Genomic DNA, 22,883 nt, shown 5'->3' with positions numbered 1-22,883 from the left:
AGAATCCCGACGCTTCATTCGCGCCACGTTGCCCGCTGCGCGGGCCACAGCACCGGCGGGACCTCGTCGGGGCGGGCCAGCCGCAGCAGCCCCAGGGCGATGCCCGCGACGCCCAGCATCAGGCCGGACGAGCCCACGCCCGGCGCCACGCCGCAGATGGGGCCGCGTTCGGTCAGCGTGGCGACCGCCGCGCGGGCCCGCTCGTCGCGGACCTGGCGCCAGTGCGCGGCCTCGTCGCCGGGCAGCACGCGGGCGGCGAGGCTGTACAGCTCCAGGTTGCCGAAGTCGCCGTGGCACAGGGAGTGTGAGTCGCCGAAGCCGCGCCGCTCCGTGGCGCGCAGCGCGATGCGGGCCTCGTCGGCGATCCGGGGGTCGTCGGACAGGTGGGGCATCGCCAGCAGCCGGGCGATGCCGATGCCACCCGCGCCGTGGCACCAGCGCGCCATCAGCCGCCGGGCGGCGCTGCCCGCCGCCTCGTCGTCGCGCAGGTCCTCCCACGTGCCCTTGTCCGGCAGGAAGTGGGCGCGTTCGAAGGCGAACGCGCCGCGCGCGTAGCGGCGGAGCCCGTCGTCACCGAGCACGTCGGCGGCCTCCAGGAAGGCCCAGGCGATGCCGGAGGCGCCGTGGGAGAAGCCGGTGAGGCTGGTGCGTCCCGCTTCAATGGGCCACCGGGCGGTGTCATCGCGCCATTCGGCGCGCTCGGCGAGCCGCTCCGCGCAGACGGCCATCACCTCACGCAGGGAGTCGTGGGGGTGGCGGCGGTGCAAACCGGCGGCGACGGCCATGCAGCCGGCCAATCCTGTCACAAGCTCGTTATAGCTCTCGGCCTTGGCGGAGCGCAGGACGGACGGCACCGCATCCCACAGGTGGTCGTGATAGCGGGAGTCGCCGGTAATGGCGGCGAGGCGGTCCAGGACGTAAAGAGAACCGGAAAGTCCGCTGTAGGCGCCGACCGCCTGGTTGAGTTCGTGGCGTGCCACGTCCTCCAGGTGGCGGATCACGGGTGTCGCGCAGCGCTCGGCCATCTCAAGGTAGGTATCGCTGCCGTGGACCGCGGCGGCTTCGGCGAATGCCAGGGCCATTCCGCCCAGGCCGTCGTAGACGGTGGTGCCCATGGCGCGGTAGTCGAAGACGTTTTCCTCGAGCGCGTTGACCCGGATTCCGATCCAGCTGCAATCGTGGTCGGATCCGAGTATGGCCGTGCTGGCGAGGCCGTCCATGAAGTCCCGGTTGAGCGCGAGCAGCCTGTCCTCGGCCAGCTCGGGTATGTCCTGTCCTTCGGCGGGTTTGCTGCCCCGCCAGTCGGACTGCTGGGCGCGGTAGGCGCCGAGGGTGTCGGAGACGATGCGCTGCTGCGCTTCGTAGTGCTGTTCTCCGTAGAGTTCCAGGCGGCCCAGCAGGGCGTCGAGGCTTGTGCCCCGGAAGAATCCGGTGGCCACGAGTTCATCGCCGGTGAACAGGTCGGTGGAGCCCGGTTTGCTGTGGAACACCGGTATGTCTCCGCGCAGCAGCTGCACGCGTTCGGAATCGATGAGCGGAATCATGTCCTCCCGCCCTTCGATGACCGTCCACAGCTTTTCCAGCAGGCAGTCCCGGTCGCGGCCGTCGCGGAGGTACTTGGGGTGGTAGCTCTCGGTCAGGAAGAGGTTGTACCGGCGGGTGGGGCGCGCGAGATACCGCACCGGGTGGTCCGCGAAGGTCTTGAGGACAGCGGCGAATGTCTCCCGGTGCGCGGCGATGGTCCAGTAGGCCTCCCGGAAACCGTCCATGATCGCCGATGTGTACTGCTGCGGCCCGTATTCGCGTTCCCGTGTGAAGGGGCGGTTTCCGGCGGGCTGCATCATTCCGGTGACCGGAGCGATGCGCATAATGTCCGTGAACGGGTCGAGGACCCGCGGCACCTTCGCCGGAGCTTCCTGGAGGGTTCCGCCGCCGAGCGCGCTGACGTCGACGCCCTTTCCGTGTGCCTTTCCGAAAACCCGGGAGGGCAGCATTCCGATGGCCAGGACGCTGACGTCGAGGATGTCCATGGCCCGCTCGTTGGCGGTCCGCGAGTCCACGGTGAGGGCGTGCGGCTGGAGGAGGGTTTCCAGGTCGATGGGAACGAGATCCGTGCCCGCCGGAATCATGTTCTCCATGTGCATGTCGCTGGCGCCCAGGAGCAGCATCACGGCGAGCGTTCCCCCGGCTTTGCGGTAGAAGTCCGCGATGTCGTCGGCGGACTCGCAGGGCTGCCTGGCGATGAACTCGCACCAGCCGTAGCCGTCGCGGGCCAGGACCGCTCCGGCGCGGGCGCAGGGCGCGCCGAGCCGCCGGGCCTGGGCCGCGACCTCGGCGTATGCCTGCTCCGCCCGCACCGGCCGGGGCTTGTAGATCAGCGTGCTGCCGTCCCGGAAGAGCAGCCGGGCGACGGTGCGCCCGTGCGCGTGGGCGTCACCGAGATTGGCGGTGATGCCGGTCAGTCCGGTGAGCGGGCACCGCAGCAGGCCGCTGTCGCGGAGCACGCCGGCGTCCTGTGCCAGCCGCCGCAGCAGTTCCAGGGCGTAGTCCTGCCAGGCGCGCCCGCATTCCACCAGGCAGCGCCCGAGCACCGGGTACTGGGTGAAGAGCCGTTCCAGGTATTCCGGGTCGCGCAGGAGTGTTTTGTCGTAGCATTCGTAACGGGCTTCCGGGTCGTCACCGGTCAGCCGGCCGTCGGCGCGGGCGACGTTCACCTCAAGAATGAGCGTGCGCCCGCATACTTCGAGCAGCCGGTCGGCGAGCGCCTCCAGCAGTCCTTCCCGCAGCAGGGAAAGCGGAATTCCGGAGGCGGCGATCACGGGATCGGCCTCGGCCCGCTCGCGCAGCCCTTCCGCGTAGCCGTCGAGCAGCGGCTCCAGCAGCGAGGCGAAGAGCAGCCGGTCGAAACGCACGCCGTAGAGCTTGGCCGTCACGCCCAGCGGTTCGGATGGCCGGGACCGGCTGAGGAGGCGGGCCAGTTCCTCCGCCCACTGCGTCGCCTCGGGTGCGGCCGAGAAATCGCCGTCGCCGAGAAGGTCGGCGAACTCCTCCGGCTTGTAGCCGGTCTGCCGCAGCCGCTGCGCGAACTTTTCCTCGGACAGGTACGCGGAACCGCGCCAGGCCGCCAGGCGTTCGGCTGCCTCAGCGGTCAGACCGGACGAGGAGCGCCGCGGCACCCGCTCGTGCAGATAGGAGGCATATTCGGTCCGCGAAAAACACAGTGTCGTCGGCTCGTTCGCACCTGGCATTCGACGCTCCTCTGTCCGGGCGGGGTTTTGTTGGTCAGCGGCACTCGCTCGTCCGGCTTTCCTGCACGGCCGCGGTCAGGCCTGCTATGCAGGCAAAGAATGAGCGTGGGACGGACGATCCGACCCACGCTCATTCGGCTGTTTCACACTGCCGGGACGGTCATTTCCCGTTCAGTGGTGAACTCAGCAGGCGCAAATCAGGGTGCCGGTCTCCATGGTGATGGTGCACAGCCAGCCCTCGCTGTTGTAGACCTTGCGGTCCTGGCGCAGCTCCTCGAGGGACAGCTCACCGAAGCCCTCACCGGCGGGGTCGACGACGGTTTCCTCGCGCTCGAGCACAGCAGCGGTCATTGTTTTCCTCCTTGGTGTCACACACGGGACTTGCTTGAGCGGTACACGAAGTTTTTGGGCAGCGTTATCCGGAACAAACCAAGACTTCACTGACCCGCAACTCCGCACAAATGAAGCTACGTCGCACACCCCTTCGGGTCAACGCTGTGAACCCCACCCAACTGACCCGCCAGTAAGACTACGGCCGTTTCCGCCGCAGCAGGTGTGATCCGGGCGCAGAGCGATGAGTACTGGTGTCCCGGCGAATCGGACCGCCTCCTTCCGTTAACAGGAAGGTAACGAAGGGCGATCTTTTGGCTTGATTTCGACCCTCACTCCGCGCAAGCGGCCGGGCGGGAGCAGCGAACCGAAAATACGGCACCTTATGCCAGTGCGTGATCTGAGAAGCCGGCACGGCGTCCGACCAGCAACGGACCGTCGCGGACAGACGGCGACGGTACGGGTTCGGGCCCGGAAATCTTTCAGGGCCGTCCCGCGCGCGGCCGGACGCCGCCCGGCCCCTCACGCCCCTTGCCGGAGCGCTCCCACCGGGCGAGCATGCTGAGGTGACCGAGCCCTCCGTCATACGCCCCTACCGCCCCGAGGACCGAAACGCCCTGTATGACCTGTGCGTTCCAGCCGCACAGCGCGACCCGGACCGCCGGCCGGTCTGGGCGGACCCCGCCATCTTCACAGCCGCCCCCTACCTCGACCTGGAACCCGAGCTGGCCTTCGTGGTGGACGACGGCCACGGCACCGCGGTCGGCTACCTGCTCGCGACGGCGGACACCCAGGAGTTCGTCACGGCCTACCGCACCCGCTGGCTCCCCCGGGTCGCCGCCCGCTTCCCGGAACCGCCCGGGGCGCCGGCCACTCCGGACGAGGCGGTCCTCAAGCGGCTGCACCACCCCGAGCTGATGCTCATCCCCGAAGCCAGCGACTATCCGGCGCACCTGCACGTCAAGCTGGCCCCCCAGTGGCAGGGGCGCGGCTACGGCAGCGCGCTGGTGCACACCCTGCTGCGGGCCCTGCGGGAGCGCGGGGCGCCCGCGGTCCATCTCACCGTGGCGACGTCCAACACCCAGGCCCGCGCCTTCTTCACACGCCTGGGCTTCACGGACCTGACGCCGCCGGAGGCCGGGCCGGTCACCCGCATGGGACGCGCCACCGCGGCCGCGCCCGGGGACTGACGGGCCGCCGCCGGGCCACCGGACCGCGCGCGACAGGACACAGCGGGGAACAGGGGCGAACGGGCCGGGAGCACGGAGCCGCACCTCCGCCTCCCGGCCCGTTCCCGTCGCGCGGCACATCTGTCCGCCGCCACCCCATGACGCGGCGCGCACGGCGGGCGCAGAGTGCTCGGTAATCCGCATTAGTTCACTCAGCGCAGGCCCGCACCCTCGGCTACGTGCCCGACCCGGCCGCCCGGCGGCTGACCGCCGCCCGCAACAACCTGCTGGGCGTCTTCAGCTTCACCGCCACCTTCCCCACCGCCGTCGAGCACTCCTACTGCCGCTTCCTCGTCGGCGTCGAGCAGGAGGCCGCCGCCCGCGGCTACGACCTGGTGCTGTTCACCGGCTCCAGCCCCGGCGGCGCCCAGGCGGACGCCCCCGGCGCCCTGGACCGGGTGCGGCTGGCCGACGGCTGCCTGCTGCTGGGCCGCCACGTGCCCGCCGCCGGCCTGCGGCGCCTGGTGGACGACGGCTTCCCGCTGGTGCACCTGGGCCGCCGCAACGAGCCGGAGGGCCTGCCGTGGGTCGGCGCCGACTACGTGGCCGCCAGCGCCGAGGTCGTGCGCCACCTCGCCGGGCTCGGCCACCGCCGCATCGTGCTGGTCCGGGAGGACGACGACGCGCCCGCCTCCACCGACCGGCAGCCCGGCTTCGAACAAGGGCTCGCCGCCTCCCCCGGCACGGCCGGCACCGTGGTGCGCACCGCCGCGCCCGCCGCCGACCTCACCGCCGGCTGGGTGCGGGCGCAACTGGCCGAGGGCGTCACCGCGTTCGCCGCCGAGGAGACCGACACCGGCGACGCCTGGCGCGCCCTGCGCGCGGCGGTCCGGACGGCCGGGCTCACCGCCCCCGGCGACCTCTCGCTCGCCCTCCTCGGCTCACCGCCGGCCGACCTGGCCCACGAGCCCGGCCCCACCGGCTTCGACATCCCGCGCACCGAACTGGGCGCCGCCGCCGTCCGGCTGCTGACCACCCTGCTCGACGGCGGCGAGGACGCCCAACGGCTCGTCGCCTGCGCCTTCCGCCCCGGCCACACCGCCGGCCCGCCGCCCGCCGCACCCCGCACGGCCCGTCAGGAGGACCACCCCATGCCCGTGACCGCGACCACCGCGACGGCTCCATCGCCGTGGCGCGCGGCTGACCAGCACGCGCCGCTGGCGGGACGGCGGTCAGTTCGGTGGTTCCGGGGTTCCGTTCAGGCCGGTCCGCAGCCCGTCGAGGAACGCGGCGAGGTCCCGGTAGCGGTGCTCCCGGCGGCCCACATAGGCCCACACCTCCGGCTCCGCCGCCTCGTCCCGCCACACCAGGTAGGCGATGTCGCGCCCGTGGACGGTGGCCTCGGCGAGCACCGACAGCCGCCCGGGCACGAACCGCATCGGCGCCGAGCCCTGCCAGCTCTCGGCCTGCGCCAGGTAGGCAGCGCGCAGCGACGGCGACCGGTGCAGCCGCGCCAGGCGGGCGGGCGAGGGAAAGCGCCACGTCATGTCGTCGATGCCGCCCGCCAGTTCGTAGCGCACGCGCAGCATCGGCGACAGCGGGCGGCCGCGCGTGCCGAGTGTCGGATAGGTCTGCGGTACGCCGCTGGGGCGGCCGATCCGCTGCCGCACCGCCGCCCGCGCCTCACCGGGCGCCATGCCCGCCGCCACCAGCACGCGGCGCGCCGCCCGGGCGCGCTCGGGGTAGCTGCCGCGCAGCGCGCCCAGGGCGGCCCGCACGCGTGTCTCCACCGACGGCGGTCCGCCGCCACGTCCTCCCCCTCGTCTCATGAGCCCCACGCTGCCACGGCCGGTGTCCCGGCGCCTGAGTACACGTACTCAGATCCGGCGGGGCCGCGCCGTCTGACGCGTTCGCACACGCACACGCGCCTGTCGTGCGGGCACCAGGACCCCGCCCCGGATCATGGCGGCGCTGGAACCGCCTTCGGCGAGAGCCCGGGGGCGGGCAGGGCGGGGGAAACTCCCCGGCACGGCGGAAACAGCCGTGCCCGCGCGCTCGGGCAGCGTCCAGGCTGCCGTGCATGACGGACATGGCGTCGTTCCGCGAGGCGGTCGCCGCCTGGGCGGCCGGTGGCTCCGGCGCCCCCGCGCGGGCGCTGGCGGCGCGGCTGCCCGTGCACACGGTGGTCCTGCTGGAGGGCCCGAGCGACGCGGCGGCGGTCGGGGCGCTGGCCCGGAGCCCGTCGCAGTCTGCAAGCAGCGGCACGTTATCAAGACCGGTTCAGCTTCGCAGGCGCCGTCTGGCCCGGGGCACGGACACCTAAGGTGGAGGGGACGACGGCGAACGGACGTGCGAGCGGGACGAAGGGGAGTGGGCGGCGTGGCCAGCGGACCAGAACGGCGGGCGTTCCCGTGGGCGTGGCTGGTGCCGAGCCTGCTGCTGCTCGGCGGAATGACCGTCTGGGCAGTCGTGCGCTACCCCAGCCTGCCCGATGAGGTCCCCCGGCACATCGGCCCCGGCGGCGTGGACGCGTGGACCGCCAAGTCCGTGCCGGCCGTGTTCCTGCCCGTCGGCATCTACGCCGTCGTGACGGTTCTCGTCGTGGCCGGCGCCGTCGCGATGGCGCGGGTGACACCGCTCGACGAGCTCCCCCCGCAGGACAACCCGTGGCAGCGGGCCGCGGCCACCATGTCCAACCGGCCCGCGACCGCCGCCGCGGCCCAGCGCATGGCCCGGGCCCTGCTGACGATGAACGCGCTGCTGGGCGCGGGGTTCCTGCCGCCGCTGTGGGTGCAGCTGCGCACGGAGCGGACCGCCGAGGTGCCGTGGTGGGCTAACGCCGCCATGCTGGTGCTGTTCCTGGCCTCCCTGGTGCCGGTCGGCGTCGCCTGGTGGCGCGACGCCTCGGCCCGGAGGAGCCGCCGCACCGCCTAGGACCCGTTTCCCCCGCGTCCCTGGGGGCGAGGTGCTGCCCGTTTTCCTGTCCCGGAAGCCTGGCGCGCGGAGGCCGGGATCGCCGCGGCGCGGCGCTACGGTGGTGGCCTTCCCCCAACACCGAGGAAAAGTATGGGTTTCCGTACCACGGGGCGCGTCACCTTTGTGGCGAGTGCCGCGCTGTGCTCCGCCTTTCTGGCACAGCCCGCGTTCGCGGCGCCAGCGCTGCCCGCGGCCACCACCGCGCCTGACCGGGAAGCGGTCGAGGCCGCGCTGGCCGAGGCCGTGGCGGCGGGGGCGCCCGGGGCCATGGCGCGGGTGGACGGACCGGACGGCTCGTTCACCGCGACGGCGGGCGAGCGTGAGCTGGGCACCGGCCAGGCGATGGACCCGGACGCGCGCTTCCGCGTCGGCAGCGTCACCAAGACATTCACCGCCGTGGTGCTGCTCCAGCTCATCGGCGAGGGCAAGGCCCGGCTGGGCGACTCCGTCAACGCGCACATCCCGGACCTGCTGCCCGACGACTCCCTCACCATCGGCCAGGTGCTGCGCCACCGCAGCGGGCTGTACGACTACAGCAACGGCATGTTCGCCCAGACCGTGCCGGGCTTCGAGGCCACGCGGGACGAGGTACTCGCTTCAGGAGCTGGCCGGCATGTCGGCCAGCCACCCGCTGACCATCGAGCCCGGGTCCGGCTACGCGTACTCGAACGCCAACGACGTGGTCGCCGGGATGCTCGTCGAGCACCTGTCGGGACAGTCGCTGGCCGAGGCGTACCAGGAGCGCATCATCGAGCCGCTGGGGCTCACCGGCACCGTCTGCGTGCACCCGGACCGGGAGATCCCGGGCAACCACATCAACGGCCACCTGACGCCGGACGAGGCCGGGGAGCCGCTGGTCGACTCGACCGAGCAGACCGCCTCCTGGGCCCAGTCGGCGGGCGCATGCTGAACATGCGGCCGGCGGACGACAGCGGCACCCGCTTCTACGGCGTCGGCCTGCGGCGGTACGACCTGTCGTGCGGCGAGTCGGTCTACGGCCACACCGGCACGATGCAGGGCTACTACACGTACGCCTTCACCACCGAGGACGGCAGCCAGAGCCTGTCGGCCATGGCCAACGCCTCTCACAACGGCACCGTCAACACCGAACCGGGCGAGACGCTTGAGGCGGCGTTCTGCGGCGAAGGGCCCGCCGTCACCGCCCGGTTCGTCCCGGCGCCGGAGGACGACCTGCCACCGCAGCTCGCCCGCCGGTAGCCCCCCGCGACCCGCCGCCGCCCGTGTGAGTCCCCCGCGCGAACGGGCGGCGGCGTCCGCATGCCGGGGCGGGCGGCGCGGCGTCAGCGCCGCTCCTGGATGCGGATCAGGTTGCCCGCGGGGTCGCGGACGGCGCAGTCGCGCACCCCGTACGGCTGGTCGGCCGGCTCCTGCACGACCTCGGCCAGGGCCTGGAGCCGCTCGAAGGTGCCGTCGAGGTCCGCCGTGGCCAGCACCAGGGAGCCGAAGGTGCCCTTGGCCATCATCTCGGCGATGGTGCGGCGCTCGGCCTCGGTCAGGCCCGGGGTCGCTTCGGGCGGGTACAGCACGACCGAGGTGTCGGGCTGGCCGGGAGGGCCGACGGTGATCCAGCGCATCCCCTGGTACCCGACGTCGTTGCGCACGTCGAAGCCGAGGGCGTCGCGGTAGAACGCCAGCGCCGCCTCAGGATCGTCCTGCGGCAGGAAACTGGAGTGAATGGTGATGTCCATGGCCCTCACGCTAGGCGCGGGCCCCGGACCGCGCTGCTCGGTTCCTGACCGGCCGCGTCACCTGCTTCGCCACGCACGGCGGCATGCCCGCCACCGCGCCCGCCTCCCGCTGCCGGTAGACGCTGGGCGGTACGCCGACCAGCTCCGTGAAACGCGTGCTGAACGTGCCGAGCGAGGAGCAGCCGACGGCGAAACACACCTCGGTCACGCTCATGTCACCACGGCGCAGCAGCGCCATGGCGCGCTCGATGCGCCGCGTCATGAGGTACGCGTACGGTGACTCGCCGTAGGCGAGGCGGAACTGGCGGCTGAGGTGCCCGGCCGACATGTGCACGCCGCGGGCGAGGGCCGCCACGTCCAGCGGCCGGGCGTACTCCCGGTCTATCCGGTCACGGACGCGGCGCAGCAGCGCCAGGTCACGCAAGCGCTGCTGGGCCTTGGGCTGGCTGGTCACGTCCATGAGGGTGCCACGGGCCACTGACAACGGGCCCCGTCAGCGGGAGACCCGCACCTCGAACGTGACGCGCGCCCAGGCCGCCGCGGCCTTGGCCGCCGAGCCCAGCGCCAGGCCCCAGGCCGCGCCGGTGACGCCGCCGAGCGCGTAGCCGCCCAGCAGCAGGGCCACCGACAGCACGGAGAACACCACCTGCACGCCCAGCGTCGCGCGCGGGCACAGCACGCGCAGCGCCAGCAGCCCGCAGGTGCCCAGCGCCATCGCCGCGTACTGGGTGCCGGTGGCCGGGAGCAGCTCGGCGGCGTGGCCCCAGGTCTCGCCGAGCACCTCCCGCCCGGCGGCATCGGGCAGCAGGGACAGCAGCAGCGCCCAGCAGGCGGCGAGCGCGGCGAGCGCCAGGCCCGTCATGGCGGCGGCGCGCGCCTTGCGGGCAGCGCCCGGCACGGCGGCCAGCTGCGGCGGCCCGAAGCCGGTGACGGCGTTGAACAGCACGCCCACCGGCCCGAACAGCGTCGTGGCGCCGCGCAGCGCGCCCACGGCCAGGGAGCTGCCCAGCACGCCGACACCGATGATGGCCGTCTGCGAGGCGGCGTTGCCGACGCCGAACTCGGCGAGGAAGCGGCGCCCGAGGTAGCGCCGCGCCAGGTAGGTGCGGGTGTCCGGCCGCCACGCGCCGGCGCCCGCGCCGCGCGTGGCGTACGCGAGCAGCGCGGCGCCCAGCAGCAGCGCGGGCAGCGCCGACAGGCCCCACGCGAGCACCATGCGCCCCGGACCCGCGCCCGCGGGCTGGGCGGCGAGCACCGGCACGGTCACGGCCAGCCGCAGCGTGTCGGTGGCGAGGGCCAGCCCGGGGCGGCGCAGCAGCGAGAAGGCGTAGCGCAGCCCGTCCTGGGTCAGCAGCACCGGCAGCACCGCGCCGAGCGCGCCGGTGGCCGCGGACAGCGGGGCGGTGGCGGCCAGCAGCACCCCGGCGGCGGCCGACGCGGCGAGGGTGAAGACAGCGGCGGCGCGGCAGTGGCGGCGCGGCTCGTCGCCGGGGCCGCCGCGCAGCACCAGCGCCTGCCCGATGAACGCGGTGAACGCGCCGAGCAGCAGCGTGAAGACGGCGTAGGCGATGGCGAACGAGGCGAAGTCGCCCGCCGGGACCTGGCGGGCGGTGACCACGACGACCGCGATGTTGGTGAGGGCGGCGGCGCCCTGGTCGGCGGCGGAGGTGAGGACGTGCGAAGGGGGTCGTATCACGGGGTGCTTGTCACCGTCAGAGGAAGCGGAGCGGACTGGTCCAGTTGTGGATGTGCACAGATGAGATCAGACGGAACGGCAGAAGGGAACAGGTGAGGCGGCGGGCGGCTACCGGGGCGGCCGGCGGTCATCCAGCTCGGAGGGGTCAAGGATGCGCAGGCCCAGCGTGTCCTGTCCGGCGGCGTCCTGACGGTCCGCCGGGGGCAGGGCCGCCGGGCGGCTGCGCCGCGCCTGGGGCGGCACGGCCGGCCGCTGCCCGGCGTCACCGGCGCCGTCCCGGTGACCGCCGCCGGCCCCGCCGGCACCGTCAGCGCCATCGCCGCCGTCAGTGCCGTCCGGCCCGTCCCAGCGGTCCCGGCCGGTGCCGCCGCCCCACGAGTGCAGCACGGCACCGAGGAGCACACCGCCGGCGCCCACGACCAGTTCCCTTATACGGGCGAGGTCCTCCCGCCGCACCTGGCTCGGGTCGCAGACCACCAGCACGCCGTCCACCCGGTCGGTCAGCGCGATGGCGTCGGCGTAGGACAGCACGGCGGGGGCGAGGACGACGACGACGGCGTTCCTGGCCTCGGCGTGGTTGATCAGCTCCGTGGCCGCCGGCGAGGTCAGGGCGCGCGGCACGTTCCGCACGCGCCGCCCCGGCACCAGATCGAACGTGCCGGAGTCCCCCGCGTCGATGGGCACCGGGGTGCCGGGCCAGCCGCCGGCGTGGCCGCCCGGGCCCCCGGCCGCCCACGCCGGCGGGCGGACGCCGTCGGCGTGGCGGAGCTGGTCGCTGAGGCTGGGGGTGCGCAGGTCGGCCTCGACCAGCAGGGCGTCCTTGCCCATCTCGGCGAACGCGGCGGTGAGGTTGACAGCGGCGGCCAGCGGCGTCTCGATGGAGCCGCGCGGCGCGACGACCAGCAGCTTGCGGCGGCGCGCGAACCCCTCGTCGTAGGCGAGGCGGAACGCCACCGAGCGGTACTCCTCGGCCAGCCGCCCCTCCGCCAGCAGCTGCCCCGGCTGGCCGCGCCCGGTGCGGGGCAGCACGCCGAGCACGGGCGCGCGCAGCGCGCGGGTGACGTCGCCCGGGGTGCGGACCGTGGGGTCGAAGACCAGACGCACCCAGGCGGCGAGCAGGCCGAGCGCGATGCCGACGACGTAGCCCAGGCCCAGCAGCAGCGGCAGCCCGGGTCCGGAAGGGCTGGCGGGCGGCAGCGCCTCGGTGATGACGCGGCCGCCGGTGGTGTCGAGCGCGGTCAGGCTGGCGATGCTGGCGTTGATCTCGGAGATGTGCCCGGTGACGGTGGACAGGTCGGCGAGCGCGCTGTCGTAGGCGGCGCTGCCCTCGGCGAGGCCGCTCAGCTCGGCCTGGATCTCCTCGCGGCGGGTCAGCAGCGGCTCGCGCTGCGCCCGCAGCGACGCCACGGACGCCTCGATGATCTCGTCGGCCTCGGCCTGCCGGTTGTCCAGGTACGCCTGCGCGAAGGCGTTGGCGCGCTCGGCGGCGGTGCCGGGGTCGTTCGCCGTGTAGGAGAACCGCAGCACGCGGGTGTTGGGCGGGTTGGTGACGGACAGCCCGCTGGCCAGGGTGCGGGCGGCGCCGGGTTCGCCGAGGATCTCGGCGGCGCGCCGGGCGACCGTGTCGCTGGCGGCGGTGCGGCGCTCGGAGCCCATGGCGATGTCGTCGACCGCGCCGCTGTCGGTGAACGGGTCGGCGGTGGGCTGCCGGACGGTCAGCTCGGCGGTGGCGCGGTAGGTGTCGTCGGTGGCCAGCCCGAGCCAGGCGCCGCCGGCCAGGCCCAGCAGGATGCCGCAGACGATGAGCATCCGGTACCGCAGCAGTTGCCGGAACTGGTCGCGCAGCGCGTCGGGTTCGTCGTAGCCGCCGGTGGGTCCCGCCTGGCTGGTGTCCGTCATCGCGCACCGCCCGCGCCCGCTCCGGCCGGGGTGTGCGCCCCGTCGCGCGGCCCGCCGAGCGCCTCGTCGAGCAGGGCGCTGACGCGGGCGAGGCCCTCTTCGCGGGTCAGGTTCCCCCGGGCGTACGCCCTGCCGCGCGCGGCGAGTCTGGCGGCGGCGCGCGGGTCGGCGGCCAGGCCGCGGGCGGCGGCGGCCAGCGCGGCGGGGTCCTCGGGCGGCACCAGGCGCCCGGCGCCCGAGCGGCGGATCTCCTCGGCGGTCCCGCCGCCCGCGGCGACGGCGGCGAGGACGGGCCGCCCGGCGGCGAAGTAGGAGGTGAGCTTGGACGGCACGCTCATGTCCAGCACGGAGGCGCGCTGGGTGACCAGCAGGATGTCGGCGGCGGCCAGCACGCCGGGGAACTCCTCGTTGGGCACGGGCGGCAGCAGCTCAGCGTTGGGCACGTCCCGGGCGAGTGCGGCCAGGTGCGGCCGCTGGCTGCCGTCGCCCATGAGCACGACCCGCAGCTCCGGCGCGAGGCGGGCGGCGGCGATGGCCGTCTCCAGGCCCTGCTTGAGGCCCATGGTGCCCGCGTGCAGCACGACGGTCTGGCCGCTGCGCCAGCCCAGCCGGGCCCGGACCGCGGCGCGGTCCGGCTCGTGCCCGGACGGGGCGGGGATGTGGGTCCAGTTGGGGACCAGGCGGACCCGGTCATCGGGCACGCCCAGCGCCCGCACCCGGGGGCGGAAGCTGTCGTGGATGACGCCGACGAGGCGGGCCTCGCGCAGCACACGCCGCTCGATGCGGGCCGCGGCCGAGGCCGCCCGCCCGCCGCCGCGCATGCCGCTCTGCGCGGCGGCGGCGCCCATGAGGTCCTGGATGACCGGCACGAACGGCACGCCGTAGCGGCGGGCCAGGCGGGCCGCCAGCACCCCGCCGGCGAGGCTGGGCACCTGCGCCACCACGGCGTGCGGTGGTGCGATGCGCGGCGGGGCCAGCAGCCCGTGCCCGAGGATGGTCGCCTCGTACAGGGCGCGGCGGGCGGCGCTCTGCCGGGCGGGCACGGCGTGGCGGCGGCGGTGGATGAGGACGCCCTCGCGTTCGTCCACGGTGCGCCAGGTGCGGCGGTAGGCGGGGTCGGTGCGCCAGGCCGGGTAGTGCGGCATGCCCGCCAGGACGTGCACCTCGGCGCCGCGGTCCTGCGCCCAGTGCTCGGCGATCTGCGTCGCGTAGGGGCCGATTCCCGCGTGCTCGGGCGCGTAGTTGGTCGAGACCAGCAGCAGCCGCTCACCGCTCACAGTGGCACTCCTCCCACGGTCCGCCCGCGTCCGGTCGCGGTACGTGCGCAGCCTATCGCCTGGCCGCACCTCCCCTGCGCGAGTTTGCCTCTCTTGAGCGGGAGTTGGGGATATCCTCGGCAGGACTGCTGGCGGGATCGTGGGGGTGGCCGCATGCCAGAGGTGGTGGGGTACGCGCCGGGTGTGTATGACTTGTTCCACGTCGGGCATCTGAACGTGTTACGCCAGGCGCGGGCCCGCTGCGACCGGCTGGTGGCCGGGGTGGTCTCGGATGAGATGGCGCTGCTGGCCAAGGGCAGGCCGCCGGTGGTCCCGCTGCTGGAGCGGGTCGAGATCGTCCGCAGCGTGCGGTACGTGGACGACGTGCACGTCGAGACGGTGCCGGACAAGCTGGTGGCCTGGCGCCAGGTCGGGTTCGACGTGCTGTTCAAGGGCGACGACTGGCGCGGCACGCCCAAGGGCGAGAAGCTGGAGCGGGACTTCGCCGCCGTAGGCGTGCGCGTGGTGTACTTCCCGTACACGACGCGCACCTCAAGTACTCAGCTGCGGGCGGCGCTTGAGGCGCTGACGGCGGACAGCTCGCGGAACCACTTGACCAGGAACGCCCCGCAGAACAGCACGTAGGCCGCGCACAGCGCCGTGTACGCGGCGCGGAAGGCCGCGGGGCTGCCCAGCAGCAGGAAGACGGCGCAGAGCACCCCGTAGTCCACGGGCAGCAGCGCGGCGGCGCGCAGCCGGGAGGGCGGCGGGCCGGGCGCGGCGGGCGGCGCGGCCCGGGACGCGGCGCGCTTGAGCTGGTCGGTCAGCAGCCCGCCGCAGAAGATGACGAGCGCGGCGAGCTGGAACAGCAGCGGCACCAGCAGCCAGCCGCGCGGCGCGTCGGTGAAGCGGTAGGCGGAGATCAGCACGACGGCGTGGAGCGCGGTCACCTTGGCGCAGTCCACGATGTGGTCCAGCCACTCCCCCGCCGGCCCGGCCGTGCCCCGCAGCCGCGCCAGCTGGCCGTCGGCGGAGTCCAGGGCGAAGCCGAGGACGAGCGCCGCGTAGACCGCCAGGCCCAGCGGCCAGGACGGCTCGGCCAGGGCGACGGCGGCCAGGCCGGCGCCGCTGCACAGCGCGCTGGCGGCGGTGACGTGGTGGGCGCTGAGCCCGGCGCGGCAGGCCGCCGCCGCGAGCACCCGGCCCAGTGGCCGGTTGACGTAACGTGAGTACAGCGAAACGCCCTTGGACGTCTTCTGCGCCTCGCGCAGCCTCGCCAGCGCGGCCCCGAAGGTCATGGCGGGCATCATCCCACGCGCGGCCCGTTTCGTGACACGGATACGATGCCTGGGCCAAAGGCGGCACCGCCTGCCGTGAGACGGACCGCGGCACCAACTGCGCAAGCAGACTGCGACACCAAACTGCGACACCATGGGGAGGGCCCACGATGCGGGTGCGAGCACGGGCGGCGAAGGCCGTGGCGGGGGCGGCGGGAGCCCTGGCCATGGCAGCGTCCCTGTCGGGCTGCATCACCGTGCACGGGGAGACCGCCGTGGTCCCGGCGGCCTCCCAGTCCGGGGCGGAGCGGGCGGTCCAGCGCTACCTGGACACCATGAACGAGGTGTCGGTGTCGTTCGACGCCGAGCAGGTCGGCCCCACGATGACGGGCCCGCTGGCGGAGATCACCGAGGCTTCGCTGACCGCCCTGCACGGGATCAACCCGGACGGCAACCCCGACCCCGAAGCAGCCACCGTGGAGTTCACCCGCACGGAGGTGTTCATCCCGGAGCAGGCGGGGTGGCCGAAGTTCTTCGTCGCCGAGGTCACGCTGTCCGACGACGACGGCGGCGCGCACTGGCTGCTGGTCTTCACGCGCAACAGCATCGACGAGCGCTGGAAGGCCGCCTACCGCGCGATTCTCCCGCCGGACGAGGTGCCCGAGCTTGAGGTCGACGACAACGGCTACCTGGTCGACATCCCGCTCGACGACGGCGCGGCCGGCCTGGCGGTGCCGCCCGCCGAGCTGAGCACCGCATACGCGGGCACGCTGGACGGGGACGGCGCGCTCAACGGCGACGGGTATCTCCAGAGCGGTGAGGGCCCGTTCGCCAGCGGCCCCTACACGGACCAGCTGCTCGCGGAGCGGGAGACCGAGCCCGCCCCGGAGGAGGACTGGCAGTACCGCGACTGGGCGGCCAACGAGCCGGAGCACGCGCCGGTGGCGATGCGCACGGCCGACGGCTCGGCGCTGGTGTTCTTCACCTCGCACCACAGCGACCGGCAGACGGTGGCGCCCGGCCACACGCCGTCCGTGAGCGAAGAGGTCGAGCAGCTGATGGAGGGCGAGGCCCGGACGTCGGTGACGCGGACGTGGCTGTCGATGCAGCTGGCGCTGGTGCCCGCCGAGGGCGAGGGCGACGTGGAGATCCTGCGGCGCCACCCGGGCATCATCGAGGCCCGCGGCGAGTAGCGCCGGGCCGCACCGCGGCGGGCGGCGCGGGGTGCGGCCCGGCGGGCAAAGGCTCAGGGCGTGGGCCAGCCCGCCGCCTCCCGCTCCGCCTCGGCGCGGGCCTCCGCGGCGGCGGTCTCAGCGCAGGCGTCGGTCAGCGCCTCCAGCAGCGTCAGCGGCTCGGGCAGCGGCAGTTCGGGGCCGCGCAGCCAGCTGATGGTGCCGCCCGCCGTGACCCGGGACGGCGGCAGCAGCACGTAGCTGCCGCGGCAGTGCCAGCGCAGCCCGGGGTGCTCGTCCATCGTCTCGGGATGGCAGTCGAGCTCGCACGGCCACCACTCGTCCTCGTCCTCGGGCGTGCCGCGGGTGGTGGTGAAGAACAGGATGCGGTCGGGGTCGGCCATCGCGACCGGGCCGGTCGCCACGCCCTCGGCGGCGAGGCGTTCCAGGGCGGCGCACCCGGCGCTGGCGGGCACGTCCAGCACGTCGTGGGTGCGGCCGGTGGCGGTGATGAAGTTCGCCTCCGGCTCGGCCCGGGCCCAGCGCAGGATCTGCTCGGGGTCGGTGGTGGCCTGGGTCTGCCATGCCAGGGAGACGGGGTGGCGCGCGGGCGTGGGACAGCCGATCCGCTCGCAGGAGCAGCCGTAGCCGCGGGGCCGCGCGGCGGGGGCGAGCGGGAAGCCCGCCTGTGCGGCGGCGAGCAGCATGTCCTCACGGGCGCGCGCGGCGGCGGCTGACGCGGCGGCGCTCCTGGCACTCCGCCGGAGCCAGCGAGGGAGTCTGCTCTCACGTGCCATGGGCCATCTACCGCCTCACTTTCCGTCCGCCGTCCCACAGGCGCAGCGCCTGGAGTCCGTCGTTTATTCCGGCCATACTGCCTCGCCGTCCCGGCGGATGGGTAATCGGGGCACACTGGGCGCACGGCGATTTCCCGCGGGTTGCCGGAAATCGCCCGCTCATTCCCGTACGCCGACGAAGGAGTCCTGGTTGTACGCGCCTCGCCGTTACCTGATGTGTCCGCCCGAGTATTTCCGGGTGACGTACTCGATCAATCCGTGGATGGATCCCGGCAAACCGGTGGACGTGCGCCTCGCGCTGGCGCAGTGGGAGCAGCTGGCGGAGCGGTACCGCGCGCTCGGCCATACGGTGCACGAGCTGACGCCCCGGCCGGAGCTTCCCGATCTGGTGTTTGCCGCCAACGGTGCGCTGGCGCTCGGCGGGCGGGTGCTCGGCGCGCGGTTCGCGCACCCGCAGCGGTACGGCGAGGCGGCGGTGCACCGGGAGTGGCACCTGGCGCACGGCTGCCGGGAGTTCCGGGAGCCGGAGCACGTCAACGAGGGCGAGGGCGACTTCGCGGTCACCGCCTCCTGCCTGCTGGCGGGGCGCGGCTTCCGCAGCAGCCCGCTGTCGCACCCGGAGGCGCAGGAGTTCTTCGGGCGCCCGGTCATCGGCCTGGACCTGGTCGATCCGCGCTTCTACCACCTGGACACGGCGCTGTGCGTGCTGGACGACGCGCGCGACGACGCGGTGATGTACTACCCGGACGCGTTCTCGCCGGGCAGCCAGGCGGTGCTGGCGCGGCTGTTCCCGGACGCGGTCCTCGCCGACGAGGCGGACGCGCGGGCGCTCGGCCTGAACGCGGTGTCGGACGGGCACCACGTGGTGCTGCCGCAGGCGGCGCAGGGGCTGGCGGCGCGGCTGCGGGAGCGGGGGTACGAGCCGGTGCCGGTGGACCTGACTGAGCTGCTCAAAGGCGGCGGCAGCGTCAAGTGCGTCACCGCCGAGCTGCGTTGAGCGCACCGGCGGGGCGGAGCCGGGAGGACGGACCGGCCCGGCCGCAATTTCTTGCGGATCTTCCGCCCGGGACGGACGCCGCGGATCCCGGTAAGACACCGGAACCGCGTGCGTCCTGAGCGTTTACATGCACGCGACACCTCAGTAGCATGCCCGCAAGTTTCTGCAACATCTTGCAGAACGGAACGGGCCGCTGGCGCGTGTGGCCGTCGCTCGGACCAACCGAAGGAGCCGTTGTGCGCAGGCACAGTCCCAGGCACAGTCACCCTCACCGCACCCCGCGCACCCGCCGCGCCGTGCGGCGGGCCGCCCGGTCCGCCCTCGCCCCGCTCGCCGCCGCCGGGGTCCTCGCCGCGCTGCTGCCGTCCGGCGGTGCCGCCGCCGCGCCCGCCGCCCGCGCGGCCGGCGGCGACGTGATCGCCAACCTCTGGTCGTGGAACTGGGACTCGGTCGCCGCCGAGTGCACCGACGTGCTCGGCCCGGCCGGCTACGGCGCCGTCTGGGTCGCGCCGCCGGCCGAGTCACTCGCCCACCCCGACGGCGCCTGGTGGGACATCTACCAGCCCTACAGCTACGAGCTGAACAGCCGCTTCGGCACCCGCGAGGACTTCGCCGCCATGACCCAGGCATGCGCCGACGCCGGCGTGGCGGTCTACACCGACGTCGTCATCAACCACACCGCCGCGCAGACCGGCACCGGCTACGGCGGCACCCAGCTCACCGACAAGTACGAGCACGCCGAGTACTCCCGCGCCGACTACAACGTGGACGTGTGCGACCGGGAGATCAGCAACTACGACGACACATGGGAGGTGCAGAACTGCGAGCTGCTGGGCCTGCCCGACCTGAAGACCGGCAGCGAAACCGTCAGGAACCGCATCACCGCCTACCTCAACGACCAGATCGCGCTGGGCGTCTCCGGCTTCCGCGTGGACGCCGCCAAGCACATCCCGGCCGAGGACCTCGCCGCCATCGTCAGCGGCCTCAACCCCACGGCCGACGGCTCCGCGCCGTTCGTGTTCTTCGAGGTCTTCCCCGGCACCACGCCCACGCCCGACGAGTACTTCGGCAGCGGCAGGGTGCTCGACTTCGGCTTCGGCGACCAGCTCACGTCGGCCTTCCGCAGCGACATCGCCCAGCTTGAGAGCTTCGGCGACGGGCTGCTGCCCGCCGAAGACTCGGTGTCGTTCGTCACCAACCACGACACCGAGCGGGACGGCCGCCACCTGAGCTACCGGGACGGCGACACGGCCGTGCTGGCCAACGTCTTCCAGCTCGGCTGGGACCACGGCGCGCCCGTCACGGTCTACTCCGGCTTCACCTACCGCGGCAACGACGACGGGCCGCCCTCGGACGCCAGCGGCTACGTGACCGGCACCGACTGCGGCAACGGCTGGTACTGCCTGGACCGCGACCCGCGGATCACCGGCATGGTCCAGTGGCGGGCCGCCGTCGGCGACGCCGAGGTCACCCGCTTCCAGTCCCCGCAGAGCAACGTCATCGGGTTCGCCCGCGGCGAGGGCTTCCTGGCGATCAACAACAGCGACGCCGCCGCCACGGCCTCCTTCTCCACCGGCCTGCCCGACGGCACCTACTGCGACCTGCTCAGCGGCTGCGCCAGCGAGATCACGGTCACGGGCGGCCAGGCGACGCTCAGCCTCCCCGCGAAGTCGGCCCTCGCCTTCCACGCCACCGCCGGAATCGCCGGGATGACCGCCGGGACGTGACCTTCGCGCCCTGTCAGCCTCACCGGCCCGCCCGCCCGGCACGCCACGGGCGGGCGGGCCGCACCGCGCCCCCCGGAAGCCGCGTGCACGCCCGGGTGCGAACCGGCCAGTACTGACTATCGTGAACCGCTGCGTATTCAACTCACCGCCGCGCCGCTCACCGTGCTCACCGGGCGCGCAGCGGCCACGGGGGCAAGGGAGCAACGGTGCACGGGACTGGTCGCGCGTGGGCGGTCTGACGGACGAGGGAGCGGCCCCGTCCCCCGCCCCGGCAGGCGCGCCAGCGCCGGCGGACGGGACGTCCGACGCGGCGCTGCTGGAACGCACGCGCCAGGGCGACGAATCGGCCTTCGGCGAGCTGTACCTGCGCCACGCCGAGCCAGTATGGCGGCACGCCCAGCTGTGCTGCCGCGACCGGGCGACGGCCGACGACCTGACCGCTGAGGTGTTCGCCAGGACCCTGCGGATCGTCCGGCAGGGCGGCGGCCCCCGCGCGTCGGTCCGCGCCTACCTGCTGACCATGGTGCGGCGCGAGGCCGCGCTGCGGGGCGCGGCGGAACACCGCGAACACCCCGTCGCGGAACCGGACCGCGTGCCGGTGTGGCCGTACGAACCTGCCACCGAGACCCAGGCGATGCGCCAGGCCGACCGGTCGATAGTCATCCGCGCCTTCCGCAGCCTGCCCGAGCGGTGGCAGACCGTGCTGTGGCTGGCCACGGTCGAGGCGCAGCCGATACGCCAGGTCGCCGCGGTGCTCGGGCTGACGGTCAACGCCACCTCCGTGCTGGCCTTCCGCGCGCGCGAAGGGCTGCGCGAGGCGTACCTCCAGGCGCACGTCAGCGAATCGCTGCTGGCCGGGCGGGACGGGTGCCGCCAGTACGCCAGCCAGCTGGGCACGTTCACCCGCAAGGGACGGCGGCGGGCGTTCCGCGGGCTGCGGCAGCACCTCGCCTGCTGCGACCGCTGCCGCGCCGCCTCGCTCGAACTGGCCGAGCTGGACACGACGCTGCGCGGGCTGCTGCCGGCGGCGCTGCTGGGGACGCCCGCGGCGGCCGAGCTGCTCAGCGCGGCGGCGGGGACGGCGACCGCGTCGGCCACCGCGTCGGCCACCGCAGCGGCGACCGCGACCGGCGTCGCCGGGTCCGCCGGTGTGGCCGGGTCCGCGGGCGCGCTGGGCAAGGTGGCCGTCTCGCTCACGCTGGCCGTCGCGGCGGGCGGCCTGGTCGCCGACGCGCCGCCGGCGCACGTGCCCCAGCCGCGCGCCGGGCAGGAGGCCCTGCCGCCGCTGTGGGGGAACCCGGACCTGAGCGGCGCCGCGGACGGCGGCAGCCAGCAGGCCCGCCGGGTGGACGGCACCGGTGACGGCGCCGGCAGCGAAGACGACGGCCCAGACGACGGCGACCGCGACAACGGGGCCGGCGAACGCGAGCCGTCCAGCGGGCCCTCCGCCCCGGCGGAGCCATCCTGCGACACGGAATGCGGCAGCGACGACACCCCGGCCGGTACCGGCCGGCCGTCGTCCGGCGCTTCAGCCGGCTCACCCGCCGGCGCGGACCGGTCCGCCAGCGGCAACGCCGGAAGCACCGGCCGGAACGGGAACGCGACCAGCGGCACCGCCGGGGAGACTCCCCCGGCATCCGGCGCCCCGGCGCGGACCGGTCCGCCGGACGGCGTGCCCGGCCGCGACCGCGGCGACAGCGACGACCGCGACGACGGAGAAGACGGGGAAGACGGAGAAGACGGAAAGCACCAGGACGGCGAGGACAGCGGCGACCACGCCGGAAACCCCGGCGAAGACGGCGACGAGGACGCCGATGAGGAAGCCGGCGGGGACGGCAGCGACGACACCGTCCCGGGCACCGCCCGCTGACCGCACCGCGCCCGCCGTTCACCGCCCTGGCCCACACCCCGTGCGGTCCGTCCGGGGCCGGGCCTCGGCACGCCCGGCGTCATCACCGCATTCGCGGGGCCCGGCGCAGCACTGTTCTTCCCGGCCCTGGGTACTCCGGGGAGCCACCGATCGTAAGGAGGCTGCGATGGCGCAGACACACGGCGGAGCGATGGACACCGACGACGTAGTGGTGCTTCTCAAGCAGCAGCACCAGCAGATCAAGAGTCTGTTCGCGCGGGTGGAGTCCGGCACCGGCGACGAGCGCCGCGGCGCCTTCCGCGACCTGGTGCGGCTGCTCGCGGTGCACGAGACCGCCGAGGAGGAGGTCGTCCACCCGGCGGCGCGCAAGGCGTTCGAGGGCGGCGAACAGGTCGTCGGCGACCGGCTGCGCGAGGAGCGGGAGGCGAAGGAGCTGCTGCGCGACCTGGACCGCATGGACCCTGATGACCCGGACTTCATGCCGAAGCTGCGGTCGCTGCGCCAGGCCGTGCTCGCGCACGCCGAGGCCGAGGAACAGTACGAGTTCCCCCAGCTGAACGAGCACACCGACCCGGCCCGGCTGGCCCGGATGGCCAAGGCGGTCCGGGCGGCCGAAGCGGCGGCGCCGACCCACCCGCACCCCGGCATGGAGAGCAGGGCGGCGAACCTGGCGGCCGGCCCGTTCGCGGCGGTCGCCGACCGCGTCCGCGACGCGCTCGGCCGCTCCTGAGAGCGGCCCGGCACCGTCCCGCCCCGGCGG

The 22,883-nt window shown here is 74.1% G+C and carries 19 protein-coding genes and 3 pseudogenes; 13 read left to right on the top strand and 9 right to left on the bottom strand.

What is annotated here, in order from left to right:
* Window positions 1-14: 14 nt before the first annotated feature.
* Both JK356_RS08080 and JK356_RS08075 read right to left on the bottom strand, forming a co-directional pair.
* Window positions 15-3,248 (bottom strand): type 2 lanthipeptide synthetase LanM family protein, encoded by a 3,234-nt coding sequence (locus JK356_RS08080; RefSeq protein WP_201866891.1) that lies wholly within the window; start codon window positions 3,246-3,248, stop codon window positions 15-17.
* A gap of 183 nt (window positions 3,249-3,431) precedes the next feature.
* Window positions 3,432-3,599, bottom strand: a complete 168-nt coding sequence (locus JK356_RS08075) for a hypothetical protein (RefSeq protein ID WP_201866890.1) — start codon at window positions 3,597-3,599, stop codon at window positions 3,432-3,434.
* A 545-nt stretch (window positions 3,600-4,144) separates the two neighbouring features.
* On the opposite strand from JK356_RS08075, the gene JK356_RS08070 reads away from it, so the two are divergent.
* The 7 genes and pseudogenes from JK356_RS08070 (at window position 4,145) to JK356_RS21765 (ending at window position 8,941) form a co-directional block, all read left to right on the top strand.
* Window positions 4,145-4,768, top strand: coding sequence for a GNAT family N-acetyltransferase (locus JK356_RS08070; RefSeq protein WP_201866889.1), 624 nt, complete (start codon window positions 4,145-4,147; stop codon window positions 4,766-4,768).
* 200 nt (window positions 4,769-4,968) lie between these two features.
* A pseudogene (locus JK356_RS08065) lies at window positions 4,969-5,865 on the top strand (LacI family DNA-binding transcriptional regulator); the annotation flags it as partial.
* Between the two features lie 962 nt (window positions 5,866-6,827).
* Window positions 6,828-6,980 (top strand): annotated as a pseudogene (locus JK356_RS08060) (ATP-dependent endonuclease); the annotation flags it as partial.
* Between the two features lie 146 nt (window positions 6,981-7,126).
* Window positions 7,127-7,681: a DUF1648 domain-containing protein gene (locus JK356_RS08055; protein WP_201866888.1), complete on the top strand. Its 555-nt coding sequence runs from the start codon at window positions 7,127-7,129 to the stop codon at window positions 7,679-7,681.
* A gap of 132 nt (window positions 7,682-7,813) precedes the next feature.
* Window positions 7,814-8,212 (top strand): annotated as a pseudogene (locus tag JK356_RS22175) (serine hydrolase); the annotation flags it as partial.
* 124 nt (window positions 8,213-8,336) lie between these two features.
* Window positions 8,337-8,633 carry a serine hydrolase domain-containing protein gene (locus JK356_RS22170; RefSeq protein ID WP_269137111.1) on the top strand — a complete coding sequence of 99 codons (297 nt, stop codon included), beginning with the start codon at window positions 8,337-8,339 and terminating at the stop codon, window positions 8,631-8,633.
* On the top strand, window positions 8,627-8,941 hold the full coding sequence (locus JK356_RS21765; RefSeq protein WP_236670959.1) for a hypothetical protein: 315 nt from the start codon (window positions 8,627-8,629) through the stop codon (window positions 8,939-8,941). The genes JK356_RS22170 and JK356_RS21765 overlap by 7 nt, the downstream gene beginning before the upstream one ends.
* 83 nt (window positions 8,942-9,024) lie before the next feature.
* Here the strand turns inward: JK356_RS21765 and JK356_RS08045 are convergent, their stop codons facing one another.
* The 5 genes from JK356_RS08045 to JK356_RS08025 all read right to left on the bottom strand — a co-directional run bounded on the left by JK356_RS08045 (window position 9,025) and on the right by JK356_RS08025 (window position 14,304).
* Window positions 9,025-9,432: a VOC family protein gene (locus JK356_RS08045; protein ID WP_201866887.1), complete on the bottom strand. Its 408-nt coding sequence runs from the start codon at window positions 9,430-9,432 to the stop codon at window positions 9,025-9,027.
* Between the two features lie 10 nt (window positions 9,433-9,442).
* Window positions 9,443-9,892, bottom strand: coding sequence for a helix-turn-helix transcriptional regulator (locus tag JK356_RS08040; protein WP_236670958.1), 450 nt, complete (start codon window positions 9,890-9,892; stop codon window positions 9,443-9,445).
* A 33-nt stretch (window positions 9,893-9,925) separates the two neighbouring features.
* The gene (locus tag JK356_RS08035) at window positions 9,926-11,128 is read right to left on the bottom strand and encodes a hypothetical protein (protein WP_236670957.1); all 1,203 of its coding nucleotides are present in this window, start codon (window positions 11,126-11,128) and stop codon (window positions 9,926-9,928) included.
* A gap of 108 nt (window positions 11,129-11,236) precedes the next feature.
* Window positions 11,237-13,027: a lipopolysaccharide biosynthesis protein gene (locus JK356_RS08030; RefSeq protein WP_201866885.1), complete on the bottom strand. Its 1,791-nt coding sequence runs from the start codon at window positions 13,025-13,027 to the stop codon at window positions 11,237-11,239.
* Window positions 13,024-14,304 carry a glycosyltransferase family 4 protein gene (locus JK356_RS08025; protein WP_307815471.1) on the bottom strand — a complete coding sequence of 427 codons (1,281 nt, stop codon included), beginning with the start codon at window positions 14,302-14,304 and terminating at the stop codon, window positions 13,024-13,026. The genes JK356_RS08030 and JK356_RS08025 overlap by 4 nt, the downstream gene beginning before the upstream one ends.
* A 153-nt stretch (window positions 14,305-14,457) precedes the next feature.
* On the opposite strand from JK356_RS08025, the gene JK356_RS08020 reads away from it, so the two are divergent.
* On the top strand, window positions 14,458-14,928 hold the full coding sequence (locus JK356_RS08020; RefSeq protein ID WP_201866883.1) for an adenylyltransferase/cytidyltransferase family protein: 471 nt from the start codon (window positions 14,458-14,460) through the stop codon (window positions 14,926-14,928).
* Here JK356_RS08020 and JK356_RS08015 read toward each other — a convergent pair.
* Window positions 14,844-15,581 carry a CDP-alcohol phosphatidyltransferase family protein gene (locus JK356_RS08015; RefSeq protein WP_236670956.1) on the bottom strand — a complete coding sequence of 246 codons (738 nt, stop codon included), beginning with the start codon at window positions 15,579-15,581 and terminating at the stop codon, window positions 14,844-14,846. The two genes, JK356_RS08020 and JK356_RS08015, sit on opposite strands and share 85 nt — an antisense overlap.
* 149 nt (window positions 15,582-15,730) lie before the next feature.
* Between JK356_RS08015 and JK356_RS08010 the strand changes: the two genes are divergently transcribed.
* Window positions 15,731-16,753, top strand: coding sequence for a hypothetical protein (locus tag JK356_RS08010; protein WP_201866881.1), 1,023 nt, complete (start codon window positions 15,731-15,733; stop codon window positions 16,751-16,753).
* A gap of 53 nt (window positions 16,754-16,806) precedes the next feature.
* Here JK356_RS08010 and JK356_RS08005 read toward each other — a convergent pair whose 3' ends face one another.
* Window positions 16,807-17,529 carry a bifunctional DNA primase/polymerase gene (locus tag JK356_RS08005; protein WP_201866880.1) on the bottom strand — a complete coding sequence of 241 codons (723 nt, stop codon included), beginning with the start codon at window positions 17,527-17,529 and terminating at the stop codon, window positions 16,807-16,809.
* A 214-nt stretch (window positions 17,530-17,743) separates the two neighbouring features.
* On the opposite strand from JK356_RS08005, the gene ddaH reads away from it, so the two are divergent.
* From ddaH to JK356_RS07985, 4 genes are all read left to right on the top strand, one after another.
* A complete protein-coding gene (gene ddaH, locus JK356_RS08000; RefSeq protein ID WP_201867122.1) occupies window positions 17,744-18,526 on the top strand; it encodes a dimethylargininase in 783 nt (260 codons plus the stop codon).
* 236 nt (window positions 18,527-18,762) lie between these two features.
* Window positions 18,763-20,253 (top strand): alpha-amylase family protein, encoded by a 1,491-nt coding sequence (locus tag JK356_RS07995; protein ID WP_307815470.1) that lies wholly within the window; start codon window positions 18,763-18,765, stop codon window positions 20,251-20,253.
* A gap of 226 nt (window positions 20,254-20,479) precedes the next feature.
* Entirely contained in the window at window positions 20,480-22,123 is a 1,644-nt protein-coding gene (locus JK356_RS07990; RefSeq protein WP_201866878.1) for an RNA polymerase sigma factor, read from the top strand.
* A 166-nt stretch (window positions 22,124-22,289) separates the two neighbouring features.
* Entirely contained in the window at window positions 22,290-22,853 is a 564-nt protein-coding gene (locus tag JK356_RS07985) for a hemerythrin domain-containing protein (RefSeq protein WP_201866877.1), read from the top strand.
* The last annotated feature ends 30 nt before the right edge of the window (window positions 22,854-22,883 follow it).

This window comes from Streptomyces sp. 7-21 (genome assembly GCF_016741785.1).
Lineage (GTDB): Bacteria > Actinomycetota > Actinomycetes > Streptomycetales > Streptomycetaceae > Streptomyces.
This window is presented reverse-complemented; position numbering and strand designations above follow the sequence as displayed.